16 protein-coding genes are annotated in these 20,905 nt (G+C 73.5%); 9 read left to right on the plus strand and 7 right to left on the minus strand.

Going from position 1 to position 20,905, the window contains the following annotated elements:
• Nucleotides 1-3 precede the first annotated feature (3 nt).
• The 5 genes from ACIGW4_RS01725 to ACIGW4_RS01745 all read left to right on the plus strand — a co-directional run bounded on the left by ACIGW4_RS01725 (nt 4) and on the right by ACIGW4_RS01745 (nt 6,948).
• Nucleotides 4-1,467: a xanthine dehydrogenase small subunit gene (locus tag ACIGW4_RS01725; protein ID WP_398706728.1), complete on the plus strand. Its 1,464-nt coding sequence runs from the start codon at nt 4-6 to the stop codon at nt 1,465-1,467.
• Entirely contained in the window at nt 1,464-3,839 is a 2,376-nt protein-coding gene (gene xdhB / locus ACIGW4_RS01730; protein ID WP_399577771.1) for a xanthine dehydrogenase molybdopterin binding subunit, read from the plus strand. The genes ACIGW4_RS01725 and xdhB overlap by 4 nt, the downstream gene beginning before the upstream one ends.
• A gap of 1 nt (nt 3,840) precedes the next feature.
• On the plus strand, nt 3,841-4,668 hold the full coding sequence (gene xdhC, locus ACIGW4_RS01735) for a xanthine dehydrogenase accessory protein XdhC (RefSeq protein ID WP_398707092.1): 828 nt from the start codon (nt 3,841-3,843) through the stop codon (nt 4,666-4,668).
• Nucleotides 4,669-5,329: 661 nt separating this feature from the next.
• The gene (locus ACIGW4_RS01740) at nt 5,330-5,770 is read left to right on the plus strand and encodes a VOC family protein (RefSeq protein ID WP_359590289.1); all 441 of its coding nucleotides are present in this window, start codon (nt 5,330-5,332) and stop codon (nt 5,768-5,770) included.
• A 323-nt stretch (nt 5,771-6,093) separates the two neighbouring features.
• The gene (locus ACIGW4_RS01745; RefSeq protein ID WP_359590291.1) at nt 6,094-6,948 is read left to right on the plus strand and encodes a DUF1684 domain-containing protein; all 855 of its coding nucleotides are present in this window, start codon (nt 6,094-6,096) and stop codon (nt 6,946-6,948) included.
• Here the strand turns inward: ACIGW4_RS01745 and ACIGW4_RS01750 are convergent.
• Together ACIGW4_RS01750 and ACIGW4_RS01755 are read right to left on the minus strand one after the other, a co-directional pair.
• Nucleotides 6,945-8,342 (minus strand): uracil-xanthine permease family protein, encoded by a 1,398-nt coding sequence (locus ACIGW4_RS01750; protein WP_399577775.1) that lies wholly within the window; start codon nt 8,340-8,342, stop codon nt 6,945-6,947. The two genes, ACIGW4_RS01745 and ACIGW4_RS01750, sit on opposite strands and share 4 nt — an antisense overlap.
• Nucleotides 8,339-9,460, minus strand: coding sequence for an arylsulfotransferase family protein (locus ACIGW4_RS01755; protein WP_399577777.1), 1,122 nt, complete (start codon nt 9,458-9,460; stop codon nt 8,339-8,341). The genes ACIGW4_RS01750 and ACIGW4_RS01755 overlap by 4 nt, the downstream gene beginning before the upstream one ends.
• Before the next feature lie 172 nt (nt 9,461-9,632).
• On the opposite strand from ACIGW4_RS01755, the gene ACIGW4_RS01760 reads away from it, so the two are divergent.
• On the plus strand, nt 9,633-10,187 hold the full coding sequence (locus ACIGW4_RS01760) for a helix-turn-helix domain-containing protein (RefSeq protein WP_123457085.1): 555 nt from the start codon (nt 9,633-9,635) through the stop codon (nt 10,185-10,187).
• A gap of 49 nt (nt 10,188-10,236) precedes the next feature.
• Here ACIGW4_RS01760 and ACIGW4_RS01765 read toward each other — a convergent pair whose 3' ends face one another.
• Complete coding sequence (locus ACIGW4_RS01765; RefSeq protein ID WP_398706719.1) at nt 10,237-12,123, minus strand: AMP-dependent synthetase/ligase; 1,887 nt, start codon at nt 12,121-12,123, stop codon at nt 10,237-10,239.
• 189 nt (nt 12,124-12,312) lie between these two features.
• The gene (locus ACIGW4_RS01770) at nt 12,313-13,764 is read right to left on the minus strand and encodes an MFS transporter (RefSeq protein ID WP_399577780.1); all 1,452 of its coding nucleotides are present in this window, start codon (nt 13,762-13,764) and stop codon (nt 12,313-12,315) included.
• A gap of 92 nt (nt 13,765-13,856) precedes the next feature.
• On the opposite strand from ACIGW4_RS01770, the gene ACIGW4_RS01775 reads away from it, so the two are divergent.
• Nucleotides 13,857-14,783: a LysR family transcriptional regulator gene (locus ACIGW4_RS01775; protein WP_399577782.1), complete on the plus strand. Its 927-nt coding sequence runs from the start codon at nt 13,857-13,859 to the stop codon at nt 14,781-14,783.
• Nucleotides 14,784-14,798: 15 nt separating this feature from the next.
• Here the strand turns inward: ACIGW4_RS01775 and ACIGW4_RS01780 are convergent, their stop codons facing one another.
• On the minus strand, nt 14,799-15,695 hold the full coding sequence (locus ACIGW4_RS01780) for a formylglycine-generating enzyme family protein (protein ID WP_399577785.1): 897 nt from the start codon (nt 15,693-15,695) through the stop codon (nt 14,799-14,801).
• A gap of 83 nt (nt 15,696-15,778) precedes the next feature.
• On the minus strand, nt 15,779-17,182 hold the full coding sequence (locus tag ACIGW4_RS01785) for a sulfatase (protein WP_123457080.1): 1,404 nt from the start codon (nt 17,180-17,182) through the stop codon (nt 15,779-15,781).
• A 367-nt stretch (nt 17,183-17,549) separates the two neighbouring features.
• Here ACIGW4_RS01785 and ACIGW4_RS01790 point away from each other — a divergent pair, with 367 nt between their 5' ends.
• Nucleotides 17,550-18,350 (plus strand): crotonase/enoyl-CoA hydratase family protein, encoded by an 801-nt coding sequence (locus ACIGW4_RS01790; RefSeq protein ID WP_123457079.1) that lies wholly within the window; start codon nt 17,550-17,552, stop codon nt 18,348-18,350.
• Between the two features lie 81 nt (nt 18,351-18,431).
• Nucleotides 18,432-20,624, plus strand: coding sequence for an ATP-binding protein (locus tag ACIGW4_RS01795; RefSeq protein ID WP_399577789.1), 2,193 nt, complete (start codon nt 18,432-18,434; stop codon nt 20,622-20,624).
• A gap of 48 nt (nt 20,625-20,672) precedes the next feature.
• Here ACIGW4_RS01795 and ACIGW4_RS01800 read toward each other — a convergent pair whose 3' ends face one another.
• Complete coding sequence (locus ACIGW4_RS01800) at nt 20,673-20,897, minus strand: hypothetical protein (RefSeq protein WP_359590305.1); 225 nt, start codon at nt 20,895-20,897, stop codon at nt 20,673-20,675.
• Nucleotides 20,898-20,905 lie beyond the last annotated feature (8 nt).

Genomic DNA, 20,905 nt, shown 5'->3' on the forward strand with positions numbered 1-20,905 from the left:
GACATGGTAGCGGCGCGCGTCACCGTCAACGGAGAAGAAGCACCGATCGCACCCGCCCCGGCCCACACCACGGTGCTGGACTTCCTGCGCGAGCGGGGACTCACCGGCACCAAGGAGGGCTGCGCCGAGGGGGAATGCGGCGCCTGTTCGATCCTGGTGGCCCGCCCCGGCGTGGACAAGCCCACCGACTGGGTGGCGGTCAACGCCTGCCTGGTCCCGGTCGCCGCGCTCGACGGCCAGGAGGTCGTCACCTCCGAGGGCCTCGCCACCGCCGGCGCGCCCGGCACGCCGCCCGTCCTGCACCCCGTGCAGAAGGAGATGGCGGTCCGCGGCGGCTCCCAGTGCGGCTACTGCACACCGGGGTTCGTCTGCAGCATGGCGGCCGAGTACTACCGCCCCGACCGCTGCGCCCACGCGGACGCGGAAGGCGGATCCGACGCCGAGCACGGCCCCAACGGCTTCGACCTGCACGCGCTGAGCGGGAACCTGTGCCGGTGTACGGGCTACCGCCCGATCCGCGACGCCGCCTTCGCCGTCGGTGCGCCCACCGAGGAGGACCCCCTCGCGCGGCGCCGCGAGCAGGCCCCGCCCGCGCCGGTCGCCACCGAATACGCCCAGGACGACAGCGTGTTCGTCCGGAAGGACACCCTGGCCGAGACGCTGCGGCTGCTGCGCGAGCGGCCCGACGCGGTGGTGGTGGCCGGCTCCACCGACTGGGGCGTGGAGGTCAACATCCGCTCCCGGCGGGCCGGCTGCGTGGTCGCCGTCGACCGGCTCCCCGAACTGCGGGAGCTGCGCGTCGGGCCCGACGCCGTCGAGATCGGCGCGGCGCTGACCCTCACCGAGATCGAGCGCCGCCTCGACGGCGAAGTCCCGCTGCTCGCCGAGCTGTTCCCCCAGTTCGCCTCCCGTCTCATCCGCAACGGCGCGACCCTCGGCGGCAATCTGGGCACCGGCTCCCCCATCGGCGACAGCCCGCCGGCGCTGCTCGCGCTGGAGGCGTCGGTGGTCCTCGCCGACGCCGACGGCGAGCGCGAGGTGCCCCTCGCCGAGTACTTCACCGGCTACCGGCAGAGCGTGCGCCGGCCCGACGAGCTGATCCGCTCGGTGCGGATCCCGCTGCCCCTGTCGCCGGTCACGGCCTTCCACAAGATCGCCAAGCGGCGCTTCGACGACATCTCCAGCGTGGCCGTCGCCTTCTCGCTCGACGTCCGGGACGGGGTCGTCCGCAAGGCGCGCATCGGCCTGGGCGGCGTCGCCGCCACCCCGATCCGCGCCCTGGCCACCGAGGCGGCCCTGGAGGGCAGGCCGTGGACGGCGGAGACCGCCGAGGCCGTGGCGCCGGTGCTGCGGGACGAGGGCACGCCGATGGACGACCACCGGGCCAGCGCCGCCTACCGCTCCGCGATGCTCGGCCGGAGCCTGCTGAAGCTGTACACGCGAACCACCGAGGCGGTGTCGTCATGAGCCAGTTGTCCGAACGTCCCGAGAAGCCCGTCGTCGGCCTTCCGCTGCCGCACGAGAGCGCGGTCCAGCACGTCACCGGCACCGCGCTCTACACCGACGACCTGATCCACCGCACCAAGGACGTGCTGCACGCCTACCCGGTCCAGGTCATGAAGGCCCACGGCCGGATCACCGCGTTGCGCACCGGGCCGGCGCTCGCCGTGCCCGGTGTGGTCCGGGTGCTGACCGGTGCCGACGTGCCCGGCGTCAACGACGCCGGGATGAAGCACGACGAGCCGCTCTTCCCCGACGTGGTCATGTTCCACGGGCACGCGGTCGCCTGGGTGCTCGGCGAGACGCTGGAGGCGGCCCGGCTCGGTGCGGCGGCCGTCGAGGTGGAGCTCGACGAGCTGCCCTCGATCGTCACGCTCCAGGAGGCGATCGCCGCCGACAGCTTCCACGGCGCCCGGCCCGTGATGGTGACGGGCGACGTCGACGCCGGCTTCGCCGACTCCGCGCACGTGTTCACCGGCGAGCTGCACTTCTCCGACCAGGAGCACTTCTACCTGGAGACGCACGCGGCCCTGGCCTACGTCGACGAGGCCGAGCAGGTGTTCGTGCAGAGCAGCACCCAGCACCCCTCCGAGACCCAGGAGATCGTCGCCCACGTGCTCGGCCTGCACAGTCACGAGGTGACCGTGCAGTGCCTGCGGATGGGCGGCGGCTTCGGCGGCAAGGAGATGCAGCCGCACGGCTTCGCGGCCGTCGCCGCGCTCGGTGCCAGGCTGACCGGCCGGCCGGTCCGGGTGCGGCTCAACCGGACCCAGGACCTGACCATGTCCGGCAAGCGGCACGGCTTCCACGCCCGGTGGCGGATCGGCTTCGACGCCGAGGGCCGCATCCAGGCCCTCGACGCCACCCTGACGGCGGACGGCGGCTGGAGCCTGGACCTGTCCGAGCCGGTGGTGGCCCGCGCGCTGTGTCACATCGACAACACGTACTGGATCCCCAACGCCCGCGTCACCGGCCGCATCGCCAGGACCAACAAGGTCTCCAACACCGCCTTCCGCGGCTTCGGCGGCCCCCAGGGCATGCTGGTGATCGAGGACATCATGGGCCGGTGCGCGCCGCTGCTCGGCCTGGATCCGGCGGAGCTGCGGGAGCGCAACTTCTACGGGCGGGGGCAGACCACTCCGTACGGACAGCCGGTCGTCCAGCCGGAGCGGATCTCCGCCGTCTGGGAGCAGGTCAAGGAGAACGGCCAGGTCGCCGCCCGCCGCCGCGAGATCGCCGCCTTCAACGCCGCGCACCCGCACACCAAGCGGGCCCTGGCGCTCACCGGCCTGAAGTTCGGCATCTCCTTCAACCTCACCGCCTTCAACCAGGGCGGCGCGCTGGTGCTGGTCTACAAGGACGGCTCCGTCCTGATCAACCACGGCGGCACCGAGATGGGCCAGGGCCTGCACACCAAGATGCTCCAGGTGGCCGCGACCACGCTGGGCATCCCGCTGCACAAGGTGCGCCTCGCCCCGACGCGTACCGACAAGGTGCCCAACACCTCCGCCACCGCCGCCAGCGCGGGCACGGACCTCAACGGCGCGGCGGTGAAGAACGCCTGCGAGCAGCTGCGCGGACGGCTGTTGCAGGTGGCCGCGACACAGCTGGGGTCGAACGCCTCGGACGTGCGGATCGTCGAGGGCGTCGCGCGCGCCCTGGGCAGCGACCGGGAGCTGGCCTGGGACGACCTGGTGCGCACCGCGTACCTCCAGCGGGTGCAGCTGTCGGCGGCCGGTTTCTACCGGACCGAGGGACTGCACTGGGACGCGAAGACGTTCCACGGCTCGCCGTTCAAGTACTTCGCCCACGGCGCCGCCGCGGCCGAGGTGGAGGTGGACGGCTTCACCGGCGCGTACCGCATCCGGCGGGTGGACATCGTGCACGACGTCGGCGACAGCCTGTCCCCGATGATCGACATCGGTCAGGTCGAGGGCGGCTTCGTGCAGGGCGCGGGGTGGCTGACCCTGGAGGACCTGCGCTGGGACGCCGGTGACGGTCCGAACCGGGGCAGGCTGCTGACACAGGCGGCGAGCACCTACAAGCTGCCGAGCTTCTCGGAGATGCCCGAGGAGTTCCACGTCACGCTCCTGGAGAACGCCGGTGAGGAGGGCGCGGTCTACGGCTCCAAGGCGGTGGGCGAGCCTCCGCTGATGCTGGCCTTCTCGGTGCGGGAGGCGCTGCGGCAGGCCGCCGCCGCGTTCGGGCCGGCCGGGACCAGTGTCGAACTGGCCTCGCCGGCGACGCCGGAGGCGGTGTACTGGGCGATCGAGGCGGCCCGCGGGGCCGGTGCCTCGCCCGTCCGCGCCGATCTCGCGGAAGCGTCGATCGGTGCCTGACATGACGTGGTTCGCCGCGGTCGCGCGGTTGCGGGAACGCCGGGAGTCCGGCGTGCTCGTGACCGTCGCGACCGTGCGCGGCCATGCACCGCGCGACGCCGGCGCGAAGCTCGTGGTCGGCCGGACCGAGACCTGGGGCTCGATCGGCGGCGGCAACGTGGAGGCCGTCGCCATCGACCGGGCCCGGGAGATGATCGAGGCGCCCCGGCCGGAGCCGGAGCTGCTCGACTTCGCCCTGAACGACAAGGTGACCAACCAGCACGGCGTGCAGTGCTGCGGCGGCACGGTGTCGGTGCTGCTCGAACCGCTGCCGGTGGTACGGGCGGTGGCGATCTTCGGGGTCGGGCACGTCGGACTCGAACTGGCGCGCATCCTGGCCCGCCAGGACCTCGACCTCCATCTGGTCGACACGCGCGCCGACACCCTCGCCGAGCGGCGGCTCGACGTGCTCGCGGACGCGGTGGCGCGGGTGCGCGTGCACCACACGCCGCTGCTGCCCGAGGAGGTCCTGGAGGAACTCCCGCACGGCACCCACGTCCTGATCATGACCCATGACCACGCCGAGGACGCCGCCCTGTGCGACGCCGCGCTGCGCACGGCGCACCTCGGCTCCATCGGGCTGATCGGGTCGGCGGCCAAGTGGGGGCGGTTCCGCAAGCGGCTCGCCACCGAGGGCGGTCACGACGAGGCCGTCATCGACCGGATCAAGACCCCGATCGGTCTCGCCGACATCACCGGCAAGGAACCCGCGACGATCGCCGTGAGCGTCGCCGCGGACCTGCTGCGCACCTTCGAGGCCGAGGGCGTCCGAGAGGCCGAGGGCGGCTGAGGGGCCCGCACGAGTCCTTCGCCTTCGCGACGGGCTCGTGCGGGCGGCAGCGCGCGTCCGCTCCCGGCCGCCGAGGCGCGGGAGCTACGGGAGCTACAGGCCGCCGGTGAACAGCAACTTGTCGGGCGTGCCGGGCTGACACTGGTCAGCAGACCCTTCGTGGCGTTGTCGTCGAGCCACTCGGCGACCTCGGCCGGGGCGGCCGCGGAGTGCTCGGCCTTGTGGAGCGCGGCGACGCCGGTGACGTGCGGGGCGGCGGCGTTGTTCAGGGCCACCGACCTGTCCCCGCCGGGGGAGCCGTTCAGGACGGTCGGCTGCTCGGCGTTCCTGGCGACCCGGTCGAACCCGGCGATCATGCCCGAGTACGCGCCGCGCCCGTCGCAGCCCAGCACGCGCACCTACGTGTGTTCACGCCGGGCAGGGCATCATGCAGAAACGATCACGCGCTACGCCGTTTCCCGGTGGCTCCCACGGATGCCGCGCACGTCACCGCAACGCACTCCACCGGTCGTGGCCCCGACCGGCGGCCTCGCGGTACGGCGCGCCTACCTGTCCGTCGCCGTCCGACGGCGACGATCGTCCGGCGGGGGTGGACCCGTGGTGCCACCCGTCGCCATCGTACGGCCTTGTCCGTGTGTCACGAGATGTCAGGAGACCCGGCATGACGATCCAGCGGATGGACAACGTCCTCATCGTCGTCGAGGACCTCGACGCCGTCATGGCGTTCTTCGTCGAGCTCGGCATGGAACCGGAAGGCAGGATGCCCGTCGAGGGGCGGTGGGTGGACCGTGTCATCGGGATCGACGGATCCCGACAGGAGGTCGCCATGCTGCGGACCCCGGACGGACACGGCCGGATCGAGCTGGCGAAGTTCCACACGCCGGAGGCGGTCGACACCGGGATGCGGGACGCGCCGGTGAACGCGCTGGGCATCCGGCGCGTCATGTTCGCCGTCGACGACATCGACGACGTCGTCGCCCGCCTGTGCGCCCGGGGCGGCGAACTCGTGGGCGAGGTGGTGCGGTACGAGGACGTCTACCGGCTCTGCTACCTCCGTGGTCCCGAGGGCATCGTCGTCGGACTGGCCGAGCGACTCGGCTGAGACGAGCGGGCGGGGGCGGCCATCACTGGCGCCACGCACCGGAGTTGTGTTCTCCTGAACCCATGAGCCTTCTCGTGACGCGCCGGCACGTGGACTACGTGCGCGTCACGACCATGGCGTGTTTCCGCTGACACCGAGGCCCCGACCCGGCGTCCGGACACCGACGCGCTCGCCCCGACGGCTCCCGGGCGCCTCCTGACGGCCCCGTCCCGCCCCGCGCTCCGTTCCCTCCGCCTTCCCCGCCCCGCCTCCGGGCCCGGCGGCCCCGGCGACGGACACGCGACCGCGCCCACCACCCCGTCCCTCACCGCAGGAGGAGAAGCATGAGCGTCCGTGACACGTCCGCATCCGATCCGGAGGTCTTCGATCCGGAGGCCTTCGATCCGAAGGTCTTCGCCGAGGAGTGGGAGGCCTGGCACCGGGACAAGGACGCCCGGCTCGCCTCGGAGCACGGCTTCCTCGCGATCACCGGCCTCCACTGGCTCTCCGACGAGCCCCGGACGTTCCCCGGCGCGCCCGGGACCTGGTCGACGGGGCCCGAAGGCGTCGTCGTGGAACTCGACGAGGGCACCGAACTCGTCGTCGACGGCACGGTGGTGCGGGGCAGGCACCTCTTCGGCGTCATCCCGGAGCGCGGCGGCATCGACGCCGTCTGGGGCGACGCCGTGATCGAGGTCGCCAAGCGCGGCGGCCACGACGTGGTCCGACCGCGCCACCCCGGCCACCCGCTGCGGGTCGCCTTCGCCGGCACTCCCGCGTACGAGCCCGATCCGCGCTGGGTGGTCACGGGCCGGTACGAGGCCTTCGACGAGCCGCGCCCGACCACGGTCGGCGCCTCCGTCGAAGGGCTCCGGCACGTGTACGACGCCCCCGGCCGCGTCGTCTTCCGACTGGACGGGCGGGAGTTGAGCCTGACCGCCTTCAACGGGCACGCGCCGGGCAGCCTCACGGTGCTGTTCACCGACGCGACCTCGGGCGTCACCACGTACGCGGCCAACCGTGACCTCGGGGTGGCGGCCCCGGGGCCCGACGGCACGGTCGTGCTCGACTTCAACCGCGCGACCAATCTGCCCTGCGCCTACACCGACTTCGCGACCTGCCCGCTGCCGCCGGCCGAGAACCGGCTGCCCGTCGCGGTCGAGGCCGGGGAGAAGATCCCCTACGAGCGCCTCTCCTAGACGGTGCTCGGGCGGCCCCCCGCACGGTCCGGCGCGTCCCGGCCGGTCCGTGCGGGCGGGTCGGCCGGTGGGGAGGGGGTGCCGCTCCCCCGGCCGAGCCGGCCGAGCAGTGCGGTGAGGAGGACCGCCGTCAGGGTGCCGGCGACGACGCCGCTGCCGAGGATCGTGCGGGCCCAGCCGGGGAACCCCGCGTACAGGTCGGGGCTGAGCAGCGGCAGCAGTCCCGCGGTGAGCGCGAGCGCGGCCGTCAGCGAGCCCGTCCCCGTCCCGGACAGATCGGCCCGGCGGAGCATCTCGACGCCCATGACGGCGATCACGGCGTAGACGACGAGGGCGGAGCCGCCCACGACGGCCTCGGGTATGCCGGCCAGCACCCGTGAGACGGGTGCGGCCAGGCCGAGGAGGACCAGGAGCGCCCCGGCGCCGGCGGTCACGAAGCGGCTGCGGACCCCGGTGAGCCGGCCGATGCCGATGTTCTCGGCGCTGGTGACCATGAGGGAGGTGCCGAAGAGCGCGCCGGTCAGGGACACCAGCGCGTCGGCGCGGGCGACGCGGGGGACGTCGCGCTCGGGAGCGGGCTTCCGGCCGACGGTCTCGCTGTTGAGCACGGTCTGCCCGGTGATCTCGGCGAGCGTGGTGAGGCTGAAGACGAGCAGCGGGAGCGCGGCGAGCAGGTCGAACCTCGGTGTGCCGAAGGGCAGGAACACGGGCAGGGCGAAGCCGCTGCCGGCCGCGGGGGCGAAGGAGCCGAGGCCCGTCCCCACCCCGAGGGCGGTTCCCGCCGCCATGCCGATGAGGACGGACGTCTGCCGCCAGACGCCGCGCAGGAACACGTACGCGGTGACGGTCGCTGCCACGGTGAGGGCGGCGAGGAGCACCGCGCGCGGCTCCCCCGTGCCGTCCGGGCCGGTGACGAGCCGGGCGGCGACCCGGATCATCGCGACCCCGATGAGCAGCACGGTGACGCCCATGACCAGCGGGGGGAAGAGCCGTACGACACGGGCGTACAGGGGGAGCACGGCGAGCAGCAGGGCGGCCGCGAGGAGGGCGGCGCCGGTGGCGGTGGCCGGTCCGTGTTCCTGGGCGATCTGGAGGAACAGGGCGGTGGCGGCGCCGCCGGGCAGCATGACGAACGGCAGGCGGCCGCCGATCCGCCACACCCCGAGGGACTGGAGGAGGGCTCCGGCGCCGCACAGCAGCAGGACGGCGCTGAGCAGCGAGGCCGTCGCGCCGGGCGACGTCTTCAGGGTGCCGGCGACGAGGAAGACGGTGGAGACCGGGGCGGCGATCATCGCCAGGACGTGCTGGGCCGCCAGCGGTACGAGGCGCCGCCACGGGACGCGCGCGTCGACGGCCTCGACCGGAGGGGCGGCGGGAGCGGGTGTGGTCGTCATGCCGTCTCCAGCCACGGGATCTCGGCCGGGGTGTAGCGGTAGGCGCGGAAGACGGCGTTCGGCTGCGACGGGAAGAGGCCGCGGACCTCGCTCTCCTCGTAGCCGGCGAAGTACGGGACGATGTACTCCCAGCAGAGGTAGCCGTCCTTCGTCACCTCGAACAGGCGGCCCGACGGGGAGTCGGTGACGAGCGTGTTGCCGTTCGGCAGGCGCTGCGCGGAGCCCATGAAGGGCGCGAAGAAGAACTCTCGGGCGGGGTCGTGGTACTCCCACGCGATGTCGCCGGACGCCCGGTCGATCTCGACGACGCGGGAGTGGGGAACGTCGTGGCCGGGCCGGAAGACGCCGTTGTCGAAGACGAGGAACCGGCCGTCGTCGAGTTCGGTGGGGGCGTGCTGCTGGCTGACGGTGCCGGGGCGGCTCCGCCAGAGGATCTCGCCGGTGGCGCGGCTGATGACGACGACGGCCGAGACGCTGCGCAGGCTGGCCAGGACGTTGCCGTCCCGCAGGGGCGTGACGCTGTTGATCAGCGGCCAGTGCTCGCGGGCGTAGGCCTCGTGCAGCGGGTAGGAGTCCCGGTCGAGGTGGTCGGCGGCGCGCCAGGACCACAGGAGTTCGCCGTCCGGGCCGACCTCCTTGATGGTGTCGGCCCAGACGAGACCGTCCTCGGCCTCGGAGCCGGGCACTCCGCCGCGTACCGCCGCGGCGTCGGCGCCGGTGAGCGGCTCCAGGGCGGTGTAGAGGATGCGGCCGTCGTCGAGGTGGTGGGCGTCGTGGTGCTGGAAGGGGTCGCGGTGCTCCCGCAGCACGGTCCCGTCGGGTGCCGCGTGGAGCATGACGCCGCCCCGGTACTTGTGCCACATCGGGAAGAGGGCCCGCTCCCCCGGGAGCACGCCGTTGTAGGCGAGGGTTCCGTCGGCGAGGAGCCGGGCGTGGCGGCCGGGGCGGTAGGGGAGGTCCCAGCGGTGGACGGTGCGGCCCCGGAGGTCGACGAGGTACACCTCCCCGGTGCCGGTGAGGGGCGCGTAGAGGGTGTAGCCCTCGGACGCGGCCGTCTCGTCGAGGGCGATGAGGCCGGTGGGACGTCGGCGGCGTGAGTTCTGGTCGATCGTGGGCACGTCGGAGCTCCTCGCGTCAAACTTTCTTTGATGAGAACAACTGACTTTGACGGTAGGCGCGTAGTGTGACGGGCGTGTGTCGGGAGTACGAAACCGTCTGCGGGTTCCGCGGCCGCGCCGCGTAGGGTGCCGTCAGGCGCCACCGGGTGCCGCCGGGAAGGACGGGACATCCATGGAGGCCGCGAACACACCGCGGGTGGGCGCAGCCGTGCGCCGTCGGCGGCGGGCGCTCGACCTGACGCTCGCCGAGGTGGCGCGGAGCAGCGGGCTCTCCTCGCCGTTCCTCAGCCAGATCGAGAATGACCGGGCGCGGCCCAGCATGCGGTCGCTGCAGCGGATCGCCGACGCCCTCGGGACCACGGCGGTGCAGCTGCTCGCGGCCTCCGACGAGACCCGGACGGTCGACGTGGTGCGGGCGGACGACGACAGCGGCCTCGACCGGGAGACGCGCGTCCGGCCGGTGGTGCGCGGCCGCCATCAGCTGCACGCGCTCGAGTTCGTCGGCGCGCAGGAGGCGGACCGCGAGTTCCGGCACCGGAACGACGAGCTGCTGTATGTGGCGGACGGCTCGGTGGAGGTGGAGGCCGAGGGCCGCGTCCACCGGCTGGGGCGCGGGGACACCCTGCTCCTGTCCGGCGGTGTCCGGCACCGCTGGCGCACCACCGAACCGGGCTCGCGGGTGCTGGTCGTCGCGGTCGGCGACCACGTGGAGGTGGTGGGGGGCTGACGCCGGGAGCGGCACCGTCGGTGGGGCGCTCCCGGCGGCCGGCCGGGCGTCAGGCCTCGCGGGCGCCCTCGTACATGGCCTCGACGAGCCCGGCGTACTCGCGCTCCACGACGGGCCGCTTCACCTTGAGGCTCGGGGTGAGTTCGCCGTGCTCGACGTCGAGGTCGCGCGGCAGGACCGAGAACTTCTTGATCGTCTGCCATCGCTGCAGGTCGCCGTTGACGCGCCGGACGAAGCCGTCGATCAGCGCGTGCGTCTCCGGCGAGGAGACGACCTCGGCGTAGGTGCGGCCGCCGAGTCCGTTCGCCGCCGCCCAGGGCATGATCGCGCTCTCGTCGAGCGCGATCAGGGCGGTGCAGTAGTTGCGGCCGTTGCCGATGACCAGGATGTTGCTGACGAACGGGCAGACGGCCTTGAAGCGGCCCTCGATCTCCGTGGGTGCCACGTACTTGCCGCCCGACGTCTTGAACAGGTCCTTCTTGCGGTCGGTGATCCGGACGAAGCCCTCCTCGTCGATCTCGCCGATGTCACCGGTGCGGAACCAGCCGTCACTCTCCAGGACTTCGGCGGTCTTCTCCGGGAGGTTGTGGTAGCCGCGCATGATGCCGGGCCCCCTCAGGAGGATCTCCCCGTCCTCGGCGATGCGGACCTCGGTGCCGGGCAGGGGCCGGCCGACCGTGCCCACCCGGTGGTCGTCGACCGGGTTGACGGTGCAGGCCGCGCTGGTCTCCGTCAGGCCGTAGCCCTCCAGGACGGGCACGCCCGCGCCGGCGAAGAAGTAGCCGATGTCGGGGGCGAGCGCGGCGCTGCCCGAGGCGCTGCCGCGGAGCTCTCCGCCGAACGCCGCCCGGATCCTGCCGTAGACCAGCTTGTCGGCGAGGGCGTGCTGGACGCCGAGCCACAGGGGCACCTTGCGGGTCCCCGTCGCCACCAGGCTCTCCTGGGCGGTCCTGGCGTGGTCGCGGGCGACCTTCGCCGCCCACCGGAAGATCCTGTACGTGGCTCCGCCCTCGGCCCGCGCCTTCGCGGCGATGCCGTTGTAGACCTTCTCGAAGACCCTCGGCGCGGAGGCCATGACGGTGGGACGGACGACGGGCAGGTTGGTGACGATGCGGTCGACGCGTCCGTCGATCGCGATCACGTGTCCGGTCTGCACCTGACCGGAGATGAGGGCCTTGCCGAAGACGTGGGACAGCGGCAGCCAGAGGAACTGCACGTCGTCGGGGCGCAGCAGTCCGCTCGCCTCCTGCGCGGCGCCCTGGTAGGACCAGCAGTCGTGCACCAGGCGCACGCCCTTCGGGCGGCCGGTCGTCCCGGAGGTGTAGATCAGGGTGGCGAGCTGCTCGCGCTCGATGGCGCCGACCGCCGCGTCGATCGCGTCCGGGTGCTTCCGGAGGTACGTCCTGCCGCGCTCCTCCAGTTCGGCGAGGCTCAGCACGTCGAGCCCCTCGACCCGGGGAAGGTCCTCCTCCGGGTCGAAGAGGATCGCGTGGCCGAGGCCGGGCAGGCGGTCCATCTGCGAGACGACCTTGGCCAGTTGGGCGGCGTCCTCGACGAAGACGGCCCGGCTGCCGGAGTCGGCGAGGATGTACGCCGTCTCGTCGGCGTCGGTGCTCGGGTAGACGGCGGTCGCGGCGCCGCCCGCGCACATCACGCCCAGATCGGCGAAGATCCACTCCACTCGGGTGGAGGAGGAGATGGCCACGCGCTCCTCGGCCCGCAGCCCGAGGGCGAGCAGGCCGGCGGCGATCGCCGTCACGCGTTCGGCGGCCTGGGCCCAGGTCAGCGAGCGCCACTCCTCGGCGCCGGGGGCGCCCTGCCCGGCCGGCACGGGATGGCGGTAGGCCTCCCGGTCGGGTGTGGCCGCGACCCGCGAGAGGAAGAGGTGCGCCACCGAGCGCGGCCGGTTGTCGAGCAGGTACTGCGCGGAACTCATGGCGACCTCCGGGCCCTGTGCGCCCGTCAACCTGGTTGACCGGCAGGTGACGTGCGAGCAGTGGTGTGAGGCTAAGGGGAAACCCACCGCCGCGTAAGGGGGGAGCCGGCAGGAAAGTGCCCCGCTCCCCCGCGCGCGGCCCGCGCCCTCCGACTCCCCCGTGCGCACGGGGCGTCCCGGCGGCCGCTCTCAGGACGTCGGCGCGGTCCCGGCGCCGGGCCGCCGTCCGGACCCGGTCCGGTATCCGAGGGCGACCAGGCCCGTGGCCGCCAGGACGACCGCGCCCACCGTGCGCAGCGCCGGACTCATCGCGTCGGCGAAGGACTCCGTGCCCGCGCCGGTGCCGTGTGCGGCGAGCACGGTGCCGGTGACGGCCACGCCGAGGGCGGCGCCGATCTCCCGGGCCGAGGTGCCGAGGCCGGAGCCGAGGCCCGCCTGGTGCGCGGGGAGGGAGGAGACGACGCCGACGGTCAGGGCCGGCATGCACAGACCGGTTCCCGCCGAGATGACGAGCAGCCAGCAGGCGTACAGCCCGTACGGCGTGGCCGCGTCGGCGGTGGAGGCCCCGAGGAGTCCGGCACCGATCAGGAACAGGCCGGTGACGACGGCGGGGCGCGGACCGGAGGCGGCCTGCCAGCGGGTCGCGACCTTGGGGAAGAGGGCCATGCCGATGGTGAGCGGGACGATGGCGAGCCCGGTGAGGGCGGGGCCGTACCCCTTCACGTACTGCAGGTACTGCGAGTTGGCGTAGAACAGCGAGAAGAGGCCGAAGAAGCCGGTGGCCGTGCCCAGGGCGGCGGCGCGCAGCCGCCGGGAGCGGAAGACCCGCGGGTCGAAGAGGGCGGCCGGCGAGCGGAGCGCGTACCAGGTGAACAGGCCGGTCAGCACCGCGCTCAGCGCGAAGAGGACGAGGATGCGGGGCGAGGTCCAGCCGTACGCCGGGCCTTCGATGATGCCGGCGAGGAGGGCGACCAGGGCCGCGACGAGGACGAGGGTGCCGCGCGGGTCGGGGCGCCCGTGCGGGGAGCGGTCGGTGCGCGGCACGGCGACCGCGACGGCCCAGGCGAGCAGCACGGCCAGGGGGACCATCAGCCAGAACAGCACGCGCCAGGAGAGGAACTGGCCGACCGTTCCTCCGACGACGTTGCCCGCGAGGCCGCCCAGGCCGATGGCGAGGGTCCAGGAGGCCAGGGCCCGGGCCCGGCCCTCCGGTCCGGCGAGCCGCACGAGGATCGACATGGTCGCGGGCGTGATGCAGGCGGCCCCGGCGCCGGACACCCCGCGGCCGATGACCAGCAGCGCGGGCGAGGCGGCCAGGGCGCTCAGCGCCGCTCCGGCGGCGAACAGCGCGAGACCCGCGAGCAGGACGCCCTTGCGGCCCCGGCGGTCGCCCAGCGCGCCGACGGGGATGAGCAGTCCGGCGAAGACGATGACGTACGCGTCGACCGTCCAGAGCAGCTCGGTGGAGGACGGGTGGAGCGAGGAGGCGGCCAGTTGGGGGATGAGGAGGTTGATGGCGGCGACCATGCTCTGCGCCACCAGGACGCAGGCGCACAGGGCGAGCAGGGTCGACCGCCGGAGCGGGCCCGGCGCGGTGCCGGCCGGGGCGGAGGGGGGCGGTGAGAGGGCAGCGGAAGACATGGCTCCTCCGGGGAGCGTCGTGGTGAGGGGGTGTGCGTTCACCGTAGGCTCGGCCCGTGGATTACTTCCAGTGCATCTTTTGCAAGGAGTGAGTGCGTGTGACGCAATCCGTGGACGCCACCGGTCTCGACCTGAACCTCCTCCTCGCCCTCGACGTCCTCCTGGAGGAACAGAGCGTGCGGGGAGCGGCCCGTCGGCTGCACCTGTCCGAGCCGGCCACCAGCCGCACCCTGGGCCGGATCCGCAAGGCGCTCGGCGATCCGATCCTGGTGCGCGCGGGGCGCGCGATGGTGCCGACGCCGTACGCGCTGTCCGTACGGGCGGAGGTCGGCGCGGTCGTGGAGCGGGCCAGGGCGCTGTTCGCGGCCTCGGGCCCCACCGATCTCCGCGCCGTCGCGCGGACGTTCACGGTGCTCGGCCAGGACTCCCATCCCGCCCTGCTCGGCCCCGAGCTGCTCGCGCGCGCCGCCCGCGAGGCCCCGCTGGTGCGGCTGCGGTTCCTGAACGAGAGTCACGTCGACGCGCCGGTGCTGCGGGAGGGCGTCGCGGACCTGGAGATCGGCGTCATCGACACCGTCCATCCCGAGGTGCGCACCGAGCACGTCCTCGACGACCGCATGCTCGCGGTCGTCCGGGCGGGGCACCCGCTCCTCCGGGGAGGCCTGACGCGGCGGAGGTTCGCGACGGACGCGGACCACCTGGTCGTCTCGCGCCGGGGCCGGCTGCAGGGCCCCGTCGACACCGCGCTGGCCGAGCACGGCCTGCGGCGGCGGGTCGTGGCGAGCGTCGGCACGTACCCGGCGTCGCTGTTCGTCCTCCGCGACACCGACCTGGTCGGCCTGATCGGCGCGCGGAGCCGCTCGCTGGCCGCGGCCCTCGGCCTGGTCACCTTCGAGGTCCCCCTCGACCTGCCGTCCCTGTCGATCGGCCTGGCCTGGCATCCGCGCCACGACGCCGACCCGGCCCACGCCTGGCTGCGCGGCTGCGTACGGGACCTGCTGCTCGGCCGGTCCGGCTGATCCGGAAGACAGTCCCTAGTCGGGGTCGGCGGCCACCCGGAAGCCGATGTTGCCGGTCGAGCTGTCGGGTGTGTTGGAGCTGCGGGCGGCCACCCGGTAGCGGTTGCAGTAGGAGTCGTGGCAGAGGTACGAGCCGCCGCGCATCGCGCGGGCGGTCTCCTCGCCGGGGGCGAACCGGTCCGCGCACCACTCCCAGACGTTGCCGACCGTGTTGTAGAGGCCGAAGCCGTTGGGCCGGAAGGACTTCGCGGGGGCCGTGCCCGCGTGCCCCCCGCCGGTGGGGAGGTCGGGGAACTCGCCCCGCCAGATGTTGCACAGGGGGCGGCCGTCGGGCATGAGCTCGTCGCCCCACGGGTACCGGCGCTGTTCCAGGCCGCCGCGGGCCGCGTACTCCCACTCGGCCTCGGTGGGCAGGCGGGTGCCGGACCAGGCGCAGTAGGCCTGGGCGTCGTGCCAGGACACGTGGACGACGGGGTGGTTCTGCCGGTCGGTGACGTGCGAACCGGGCCCCTCGGGGTGGCGCCAGTCGGCCCCCTCCACCGCCCGCCACCACGGGACGGCCGCCACGGGCGCGGAGACCGCGGCGACCTCGTCGGCGAGGAAGGCCCCGAAGGTGAAGGAGAAGCCGAAGCGTTCGGCGTCGGTGACGTGTCCGGTGGCTTTGACGAAGGTGGCGAACTGCGCGTTCGTCACCGTCGTGGCCGCGATCCGGAAGGGCTCCACGACCACCTCGCGGACCGGGCCCTCGGCGTCGGCGGGGAAGCCCACCGGGTCGTCGGTGCCCATGAGGAAGCGTCCTCCGGGCAGGGCGAGGAGCTGCCGGGCGATCCGGGAGGGGCGGGCCGGAGGAAGGGGCGGGGCGAGGGTCAGGACGGAAGGGTGGGCGCGGCCTGGGGTGCAGCATTCGGGCATGACGGCTCCGGCGGAATCGGAGGGGTGGGCGGCCGGCCCCGTGCGTCGCGGCACGGGGCCGGCCGGTGGTGCGGTGCGGCGGCTCAGGCCACGCGGTCGGCGGCGAGCCGCGCGGCCAGGGCGGGGACGCCGAGGGCCTGCTCGTCGGCCGGTGTGGCCTGGTAGAGCTTGTTGGTCAACTGGTACGGGTCGTCGACCAGGTCGTAGTACTCGCGGAACTTCACCTGTCCGGTGCCGGACACCGTGCCGTTCACATCGGTCGTCAGGTCGTAGTACTCCGTGTACTGCTTGTCCTTGGCCACGTACGAGGACCAGGTGGGCGCACCGCCGGTGCCGGTGCCCTGCTTCCACCACTCCACCAGCAGGTGGTCGCGGCTGTAGGAGGAGAGCAGGGACCGGCCGTCCTGCGGGGCGCTCGGGGTGATGCCCGCCGCGTCGAGGATGGTCGGCGCGATGTCGATGTTCGCCACGATGCGGTTGTCCTGGGTCCCCGCGCCCAGGCCGCCGGCCGGCCAGGAGAGGTAGAACGGCACCTCGTGGGCCGGACGGTAGGGCACCGACTTCGCGGTCCAGCCGTGGTCCCCCCAGCTGAAGCCGTTGTCGCCGATGTAGATGACGAGGGTGTTGTCGAGCTGGCCCAGGGCCTGGAGCTTGTCCTTGAACGCCTGCACCGCGTCGTCGACGGAGAGCAGGGTGCGCAGCTGCTCGGCGCGGATGGTCCGGCCGTCGGCGAGGGTGCCGGTGGCGTTCCTGATGTACGCCGGCTTGTCGCTGCGGTCGTTCTCGGGGACCGAGGGGCGGCCGTTCCAGTCCGGGACGACGGCGTCCGCGTACTTCGCCTCGGGGGTGCGGGGACCGTGGGAGGCGTACGGGGTGACGTACGCGAACCAGGGCCGGGTGTCGGTGGCGGCCTTGTCGAGGAAGTTCAGGGTGCGGTTCCTGACGATGGTGGTGGTGTAGCCGTTGATCGTCTGGACGGTGCCGTTGACGTTCCACTGGGCGTCGACGTAACCGGGCTGGAGAAGGGCGAACTCCTCGAAGTGCGGCGGATTGTCCGCCAGGGTCCAGGAGTTGAGGTACTTGCCGAACAGGCCGGTACGGTAGCCCGCCTGCCTGAGGTACTTCTGCACGGTGGTGCTCTGGTCGAGCGCGTACGAGGCCTTGTTGTTGCGCACGCCGTGGTTGTGGGCGTGGCGGCCGGAGAACACGCTGGAGCGCGAGGGCGCGCACAGCGGGGTGGTGACGTGGCCGTTGGTGAACTTCACGCCTTGGTCGGCGAGCCAGGCGACGGTCTTGGGCAGCGCCCATTCGGTGTGCTTGGGCTGGTCGTCGGTGACGATCAGCAGGATGTTCGGCCGGCCGGCGGCGGCAGCGGCGCCGGCTCCGGCGACCTGCGCGAGGGCGGGTACGGCGGTCGCGGCCGCGACGGCGGCGGCGCCGCCGAGGAAGCCTCGTCGGCTGACCTGCGGGCGTCGGTTCTCGCTCATGGTGTCCATTCCTCTGGGTGCGACTGCACAAGGGGCACGGCGGCCGGACGCACGGGGAACGTGTGGTCGGGCCGTCGCGGGAAGGGGAAGAGACGGGAGTCGGGCGGGGGCGCCAGGTGGGGATCCCGTGGGGGGGAAGGGGCGCGTTCAGCGCGCCGGGGCGACCGGACAGAGGGCGCTCGCCAGGTGCCCTTGGTCGACGTGGCGGCGCGCAGTGAGGATTCCTGCTGCCATGGGCACGACAGTATGGGGAGTGGCTCCCCGGTTCCATGTACGGCGGATGAAATGGCGACCGTCGTGCCCGCCCCTCCTCCGTGCCGGGCTCCCCGGTCTGGCCGCCGGACCGCGGTCGCGTGAGAATGCCCGCATGACCGATGCATCAGCGACACCGGCGGAGCAGGACGCCGTCCGCGTCGAGCGCGACGGGCCCGTGACCACGGTGGTCCTGTCCCGGCCCGCCGCCCGCAACGCCGTGGACGGGCCGACCGCGCGGCGGCTGGCCGACGCCTTCCGGGAGTTCGAGGCCGACGAGGAGGCCTCGGTCGCGGTGCTGTGGGGCGAGGGCGGCACGTTCTGCGCGGGCGCCGACCTCAAGGCCGTCGGCACCGGGCGCGGGAACCGGGTGGCGCCCGACGGCGACGGCCCGATGGGGCCGACCCGGCTGCGCCTGACGAAGCCGGTCGTCGCGGCCGTCAGCGGTCACGCGGTGGCCGGCGGGCTCGAACTGGCCCTCTGGTGCGATCTGCGCGTGGTCGAGGAGGACGCGGTCCTCGGGGTGTTCTGCCGCCGGTGGGGAGTGCCCCTGATCGACGGCGGCACGGTCCGGCTGCCCCGGCTGATCGGCGAGAGCCGCGCCATGGACCTGATCCTGACCGGCCGGCCGGTCCCGGCCGCCGAGGCCTACGCGATCGGGCTCGCGAACCGTCTCGTGCCGCCGGGCCGGGCCCGGGCCGCGGCGGAGGAACTCGCCCGGGAGATCGCCGCGTTCCCCCAGCTGTGCCTGCGCCACGACCGCCTGTCCGTCCGGGAGCAGCACGGCCTGCCCGAAGCCGAGGCGCTGGCGGCCGAACTGCGGCACGGCATGGTGCCCCTGTCGGCCGGCGAGACCCTCGGCGGCGCCGCGCGCTTCGCGGCCGGGGCGGGACGGCACGGTTCCTTCGACTCCTGAGCCGTCCGGGCCGTGACGGAGTCCCGGAACGTGATGGTGAATCAGGTGAGTCCGGTCGCGGGGCTCGCTACCATGTGCGACGTGAATTCACGCGCGCGCTGGCTCGTAGGGATCGCGAGTACCGCCGGGGCGTTCGCCGCCGCCGGTGCGGGGTGGGACGCGTTCGGGGACGTCGGCCCCGTGCAGTACGCACTCGCGGGAATCACCGCCCTGGCCAGCGGAGCCCTGGCCTATGCCCAGAGCCCCCGGAGCGGTCCGGGCGGGCCGGGGGGATCGGTGCCCCGGGAACTACCCCGCGACATCACCGACTTCACCGGCCGGGACGGTGAACTCGACGCCCTGGTAGGGCTCCTGCGCCGACGCGGTCGGTCGGCCGGCCCCCTCGTGGCCGCCATCGCGGGCAAAGGGGGCCTGGGCAAGACGACCCTCGCGATACGGGCGGCGCAACGCGCGGCGGACGACTATCCGGACGGCCAGCTGTTCGCGAACTTACGGGGATACGACCTCGTCCCCGCCGAACCGGCGGTGATACTGGGGCACTTCCTGCGGGCGCTGGGCACCGACCCTCGTGAGATACCGGACGCGCTGCACGACCGCGAGCAGCTGCTGCGCACCCTCACCGCCGGACGCCGTCTGCTCATCGTCCTCGACAACGCCAACGGCCCCCGCCAGGTGCGGCCCCTGCTGCCCGGCACCCCGGACGTCGCCGTGATCGTCACCAGCCGTACCCCGCTCAGTACCATCGAAGGAGCCCACACCATCGTGCTTGACCTCTTGGAACCCGAGGAAGCGGTCGAGTTGCTGGGCCGGGTGGCGGGAGCGCGGCGCGTGGCGGACGATCCGGCGGCCGCGCGACGCCTGGTGGCGCTCTGCGGGCACCTGCCCCTGGCCGTACGCATCGTGGGGGCACGGCTGGCCGAGCGGCCCGACGTCCCGCTGGCGGACCTCGCCGACCGGCTCGCCGACGAACGCGACCGGCTCGACCACCTGGAGATCGGCGACCTCGACGTCCGCTCCACGTTCATGCTCAGTCACCGAAGTCTGCCGGAAGAACAGCAGCGGGCCTTCCGCGTGCTCGGCCTCTTTCCCGGCACGGACTTCACGGCCTGGGCGCTCGCCGCGCTCATGGACGTCCCGCTGCGCACCGCCGAACACCACCTCGACGCCCTGGTGTCCGCGCAGCTGCTCGACGCGACCGGCCCCGACGAGACCGGCACCGTGCGCTACGCCTTCCACGACCTGATCCGAGCCCTCGCCCGCGAGCAGCCCGAGCCCGGGGCCGCCGCCGCGACGGAGCGGCTCCTGGGCGCCTACCTCACGCTCGCCGCCACCGCGGAGGACCGCTTCCAGCCGGGCGAGGTCCGCAAGACCGGCGCCCATCCGCGCCACCCGGTGGAGGCCCGCGCTCTCGATCGTCTGCTGCGGGACCCGGTGGTCTGGTTCATCAGCGAGCAGCGCAACATCGTCGCCTGCGTGCGGCTGGCCACGGCGCGCGGGTTCTGGGACGCGGCGTGGGAACTCACCCACATCGGCGCCCCGTTCTTCGAGATGCTGGCCGCCTGGGACGACTGGGAGACCGCCGTCGAGCTGGCCCTCGACGCGGCTCGCCGCTCGGGCGACCGCCGGGCCGAGGCCATCACCCTCTTCGACACCGGGGCGCTCCGTCGGGACCTGGGCCGGCTCGACGAGGCCCTGGTGGCGTACGAGGGTGCCCGTGCGGGGTACACCGCCTCCGGTGACGAGCACGGGCTGGCGGCCCTCCTGCTGCTCGAAGGCATCATCCACCGCAACCTGGGGGACTGGGAGCGGGCGGCCCGGCTGCTCGGCGACGGCGTCGTGCGCCTCGGGGCGGCCGGGGACCGCAGGCTCGCGGCCCAGTCCCGGCGCAGCCTCGCGATCGTCCTGGGGAACCAGGGACGGCACGGCGAGGCGATCCCGCTGTTCCAGGAGGCGCTGGCCGAGTTCCAGAGTCTGGGCGACCGGCGGGCCGAGGCGTACGCCTGGCGGAACCTGGCCCAGGCCCAGCTGGAGTTCGGCGAGCCCGAGGCTTCGGCGCGCTCGTTCGCCCGGAGTCTGGAGATGACCCAGCGGCTGCGGGACCAGCGGGGCGAGGCGAGGGCGCTGCAAGGCCTCGGCCGGGTGAGCGTCGCCGAGGGCGCCGCGGCGGCCGCGCTGCGGCGTTTCGCACAGGCCCGGCAGATCGCCGAGGCGACCCACGACCGCGTCCTCACCCGGGAACTGGACCGCGACATCGCCTCGGCGAACCGTTCGTGACGGGCGCCGGCCTTCCGGCGCCCGGGGCCACGGGCCGGCCGCGCGCTGTCATTCGCGCATCCGGTAGAGCCTGATGTCCCGGTTGACGAAGAGGTGGACGTAGCCGCAGGACCAGCAGATCAGTCCGGTCGCCGACTCGTTCGCCCAGGCCATGTTGAAGAACTCCATGCCCGTGCTGTTCAGCTTCACCTCCCGCTCGCGGAAGGTGTCGTTGTCGCACACCTGGCAGCGGATCGTCTTCTGCCCGATCGCCGCGTGCACCGGCTTGGCCATGCCGTCTC

The organism is Streptomyces sp. NPDC053513 (assembly GCF_044544765.1).
GTDB lineage: Bacteria > Actinomycetota > Actinomycetes > Streptomycetales > Streptomycetaceae > Streptomyces > Streptomyces litmocidini.

Bases quoted from the DNA above. Each gene is read 5' to 3' on its own strand.
- ACIGW4_RS01765 (WP_398706719.1), bottom strand. From the start codon at position 12,123: ATGAGTTCCGCGCAGTACCTGCTCGACAACCGGCCGCGCTCGGTGGCG.
- xdhC (WP_398707092.1), top strand. From the start codon at position 3,841: ATGACGTGGTTCGCCGCGGTCGCGCGGTTGCGGGAACGCCGGGAGTCC.
- ACIGW4_RS01785 (WP_123457080.1), bottom strand. From the start codon at position 17,182: ATGAGCGAGAACCGACGCCCGCAGGTCAGCCGACGAGGCTTCCTCGGC.
- ACIGW4_RS01790 (WP_123457079.1), top strand. From the start codon at position 17,550: ATGACCGATGCATCAGCGACACCGGCGGAGCAGGACGCCGTCCGCGTC.
- ACIGW4_RS01750 (WP_399577775.1), bottom strand. From the start codon at position 8,342: ATGACGACCACACCCGCTCCCGCCGCCCCTCCGGTCGAGGCCGTCGAC.
- ACIGW4_RS01740 (WP_359590289.1), top strand. From the start codon at position 5,330: ATGACGATCCAGCGGATGGACAACGTCCTCATCGTCGTCGAGGACCTC.
- xdhB (WP_399577771.1), top strand. From the start codon at position 1,464: ATGAGCCAGTTGTCCGAACGTCCCGAGAAGCCCGTCGTCGGCCTTCCG.
- ACIGW4_RS01725 (WP_398706728.1), top strand. From the start codon at position 4: ATGGTAGCGGCGCGCGTCACCGTCAACGGAGAAGAAGCACCGATCGCA.
- ACIGW4_RS01800 (WP_359590305.1), bottom strand. From the start codon at position 20,897: ATGGCCAAGCCGGTGCACGCGGCGATCGGGCAGAAGACGATCCGCTGC.
- ACIGW4_RS01745 (WP_359590291.1), top strand. From the start codon at position 6,094: ATGAGCGTCCGTGACACGTCCGCATCCGATCCGGAGGTCTTCGATCCG.
- ACIGW4_RS01780 (WP_399577785.1), bottom strand. From the start codon at position 15,695: ATGCCCGAATGCTGCACCCCAGGCCGCGCCCACCCTTCCGTCCTGACC.
- ACIGW4_RS01770 (WP_399577780.1), bottom strand. From the start codon at position 13,764: ATGTCTTCCGCTGCCCTCTCACCGCCCCCCTCCGCCCCGGCCGGCACC.
- ACIGW4_RS01760 (WP_123457085.1), top strand. From the start codon at position 9,633: ATGGAGGCCGCGAACACACCGCGGGTGGGCGCAGCCGTGCGCCGTCGG.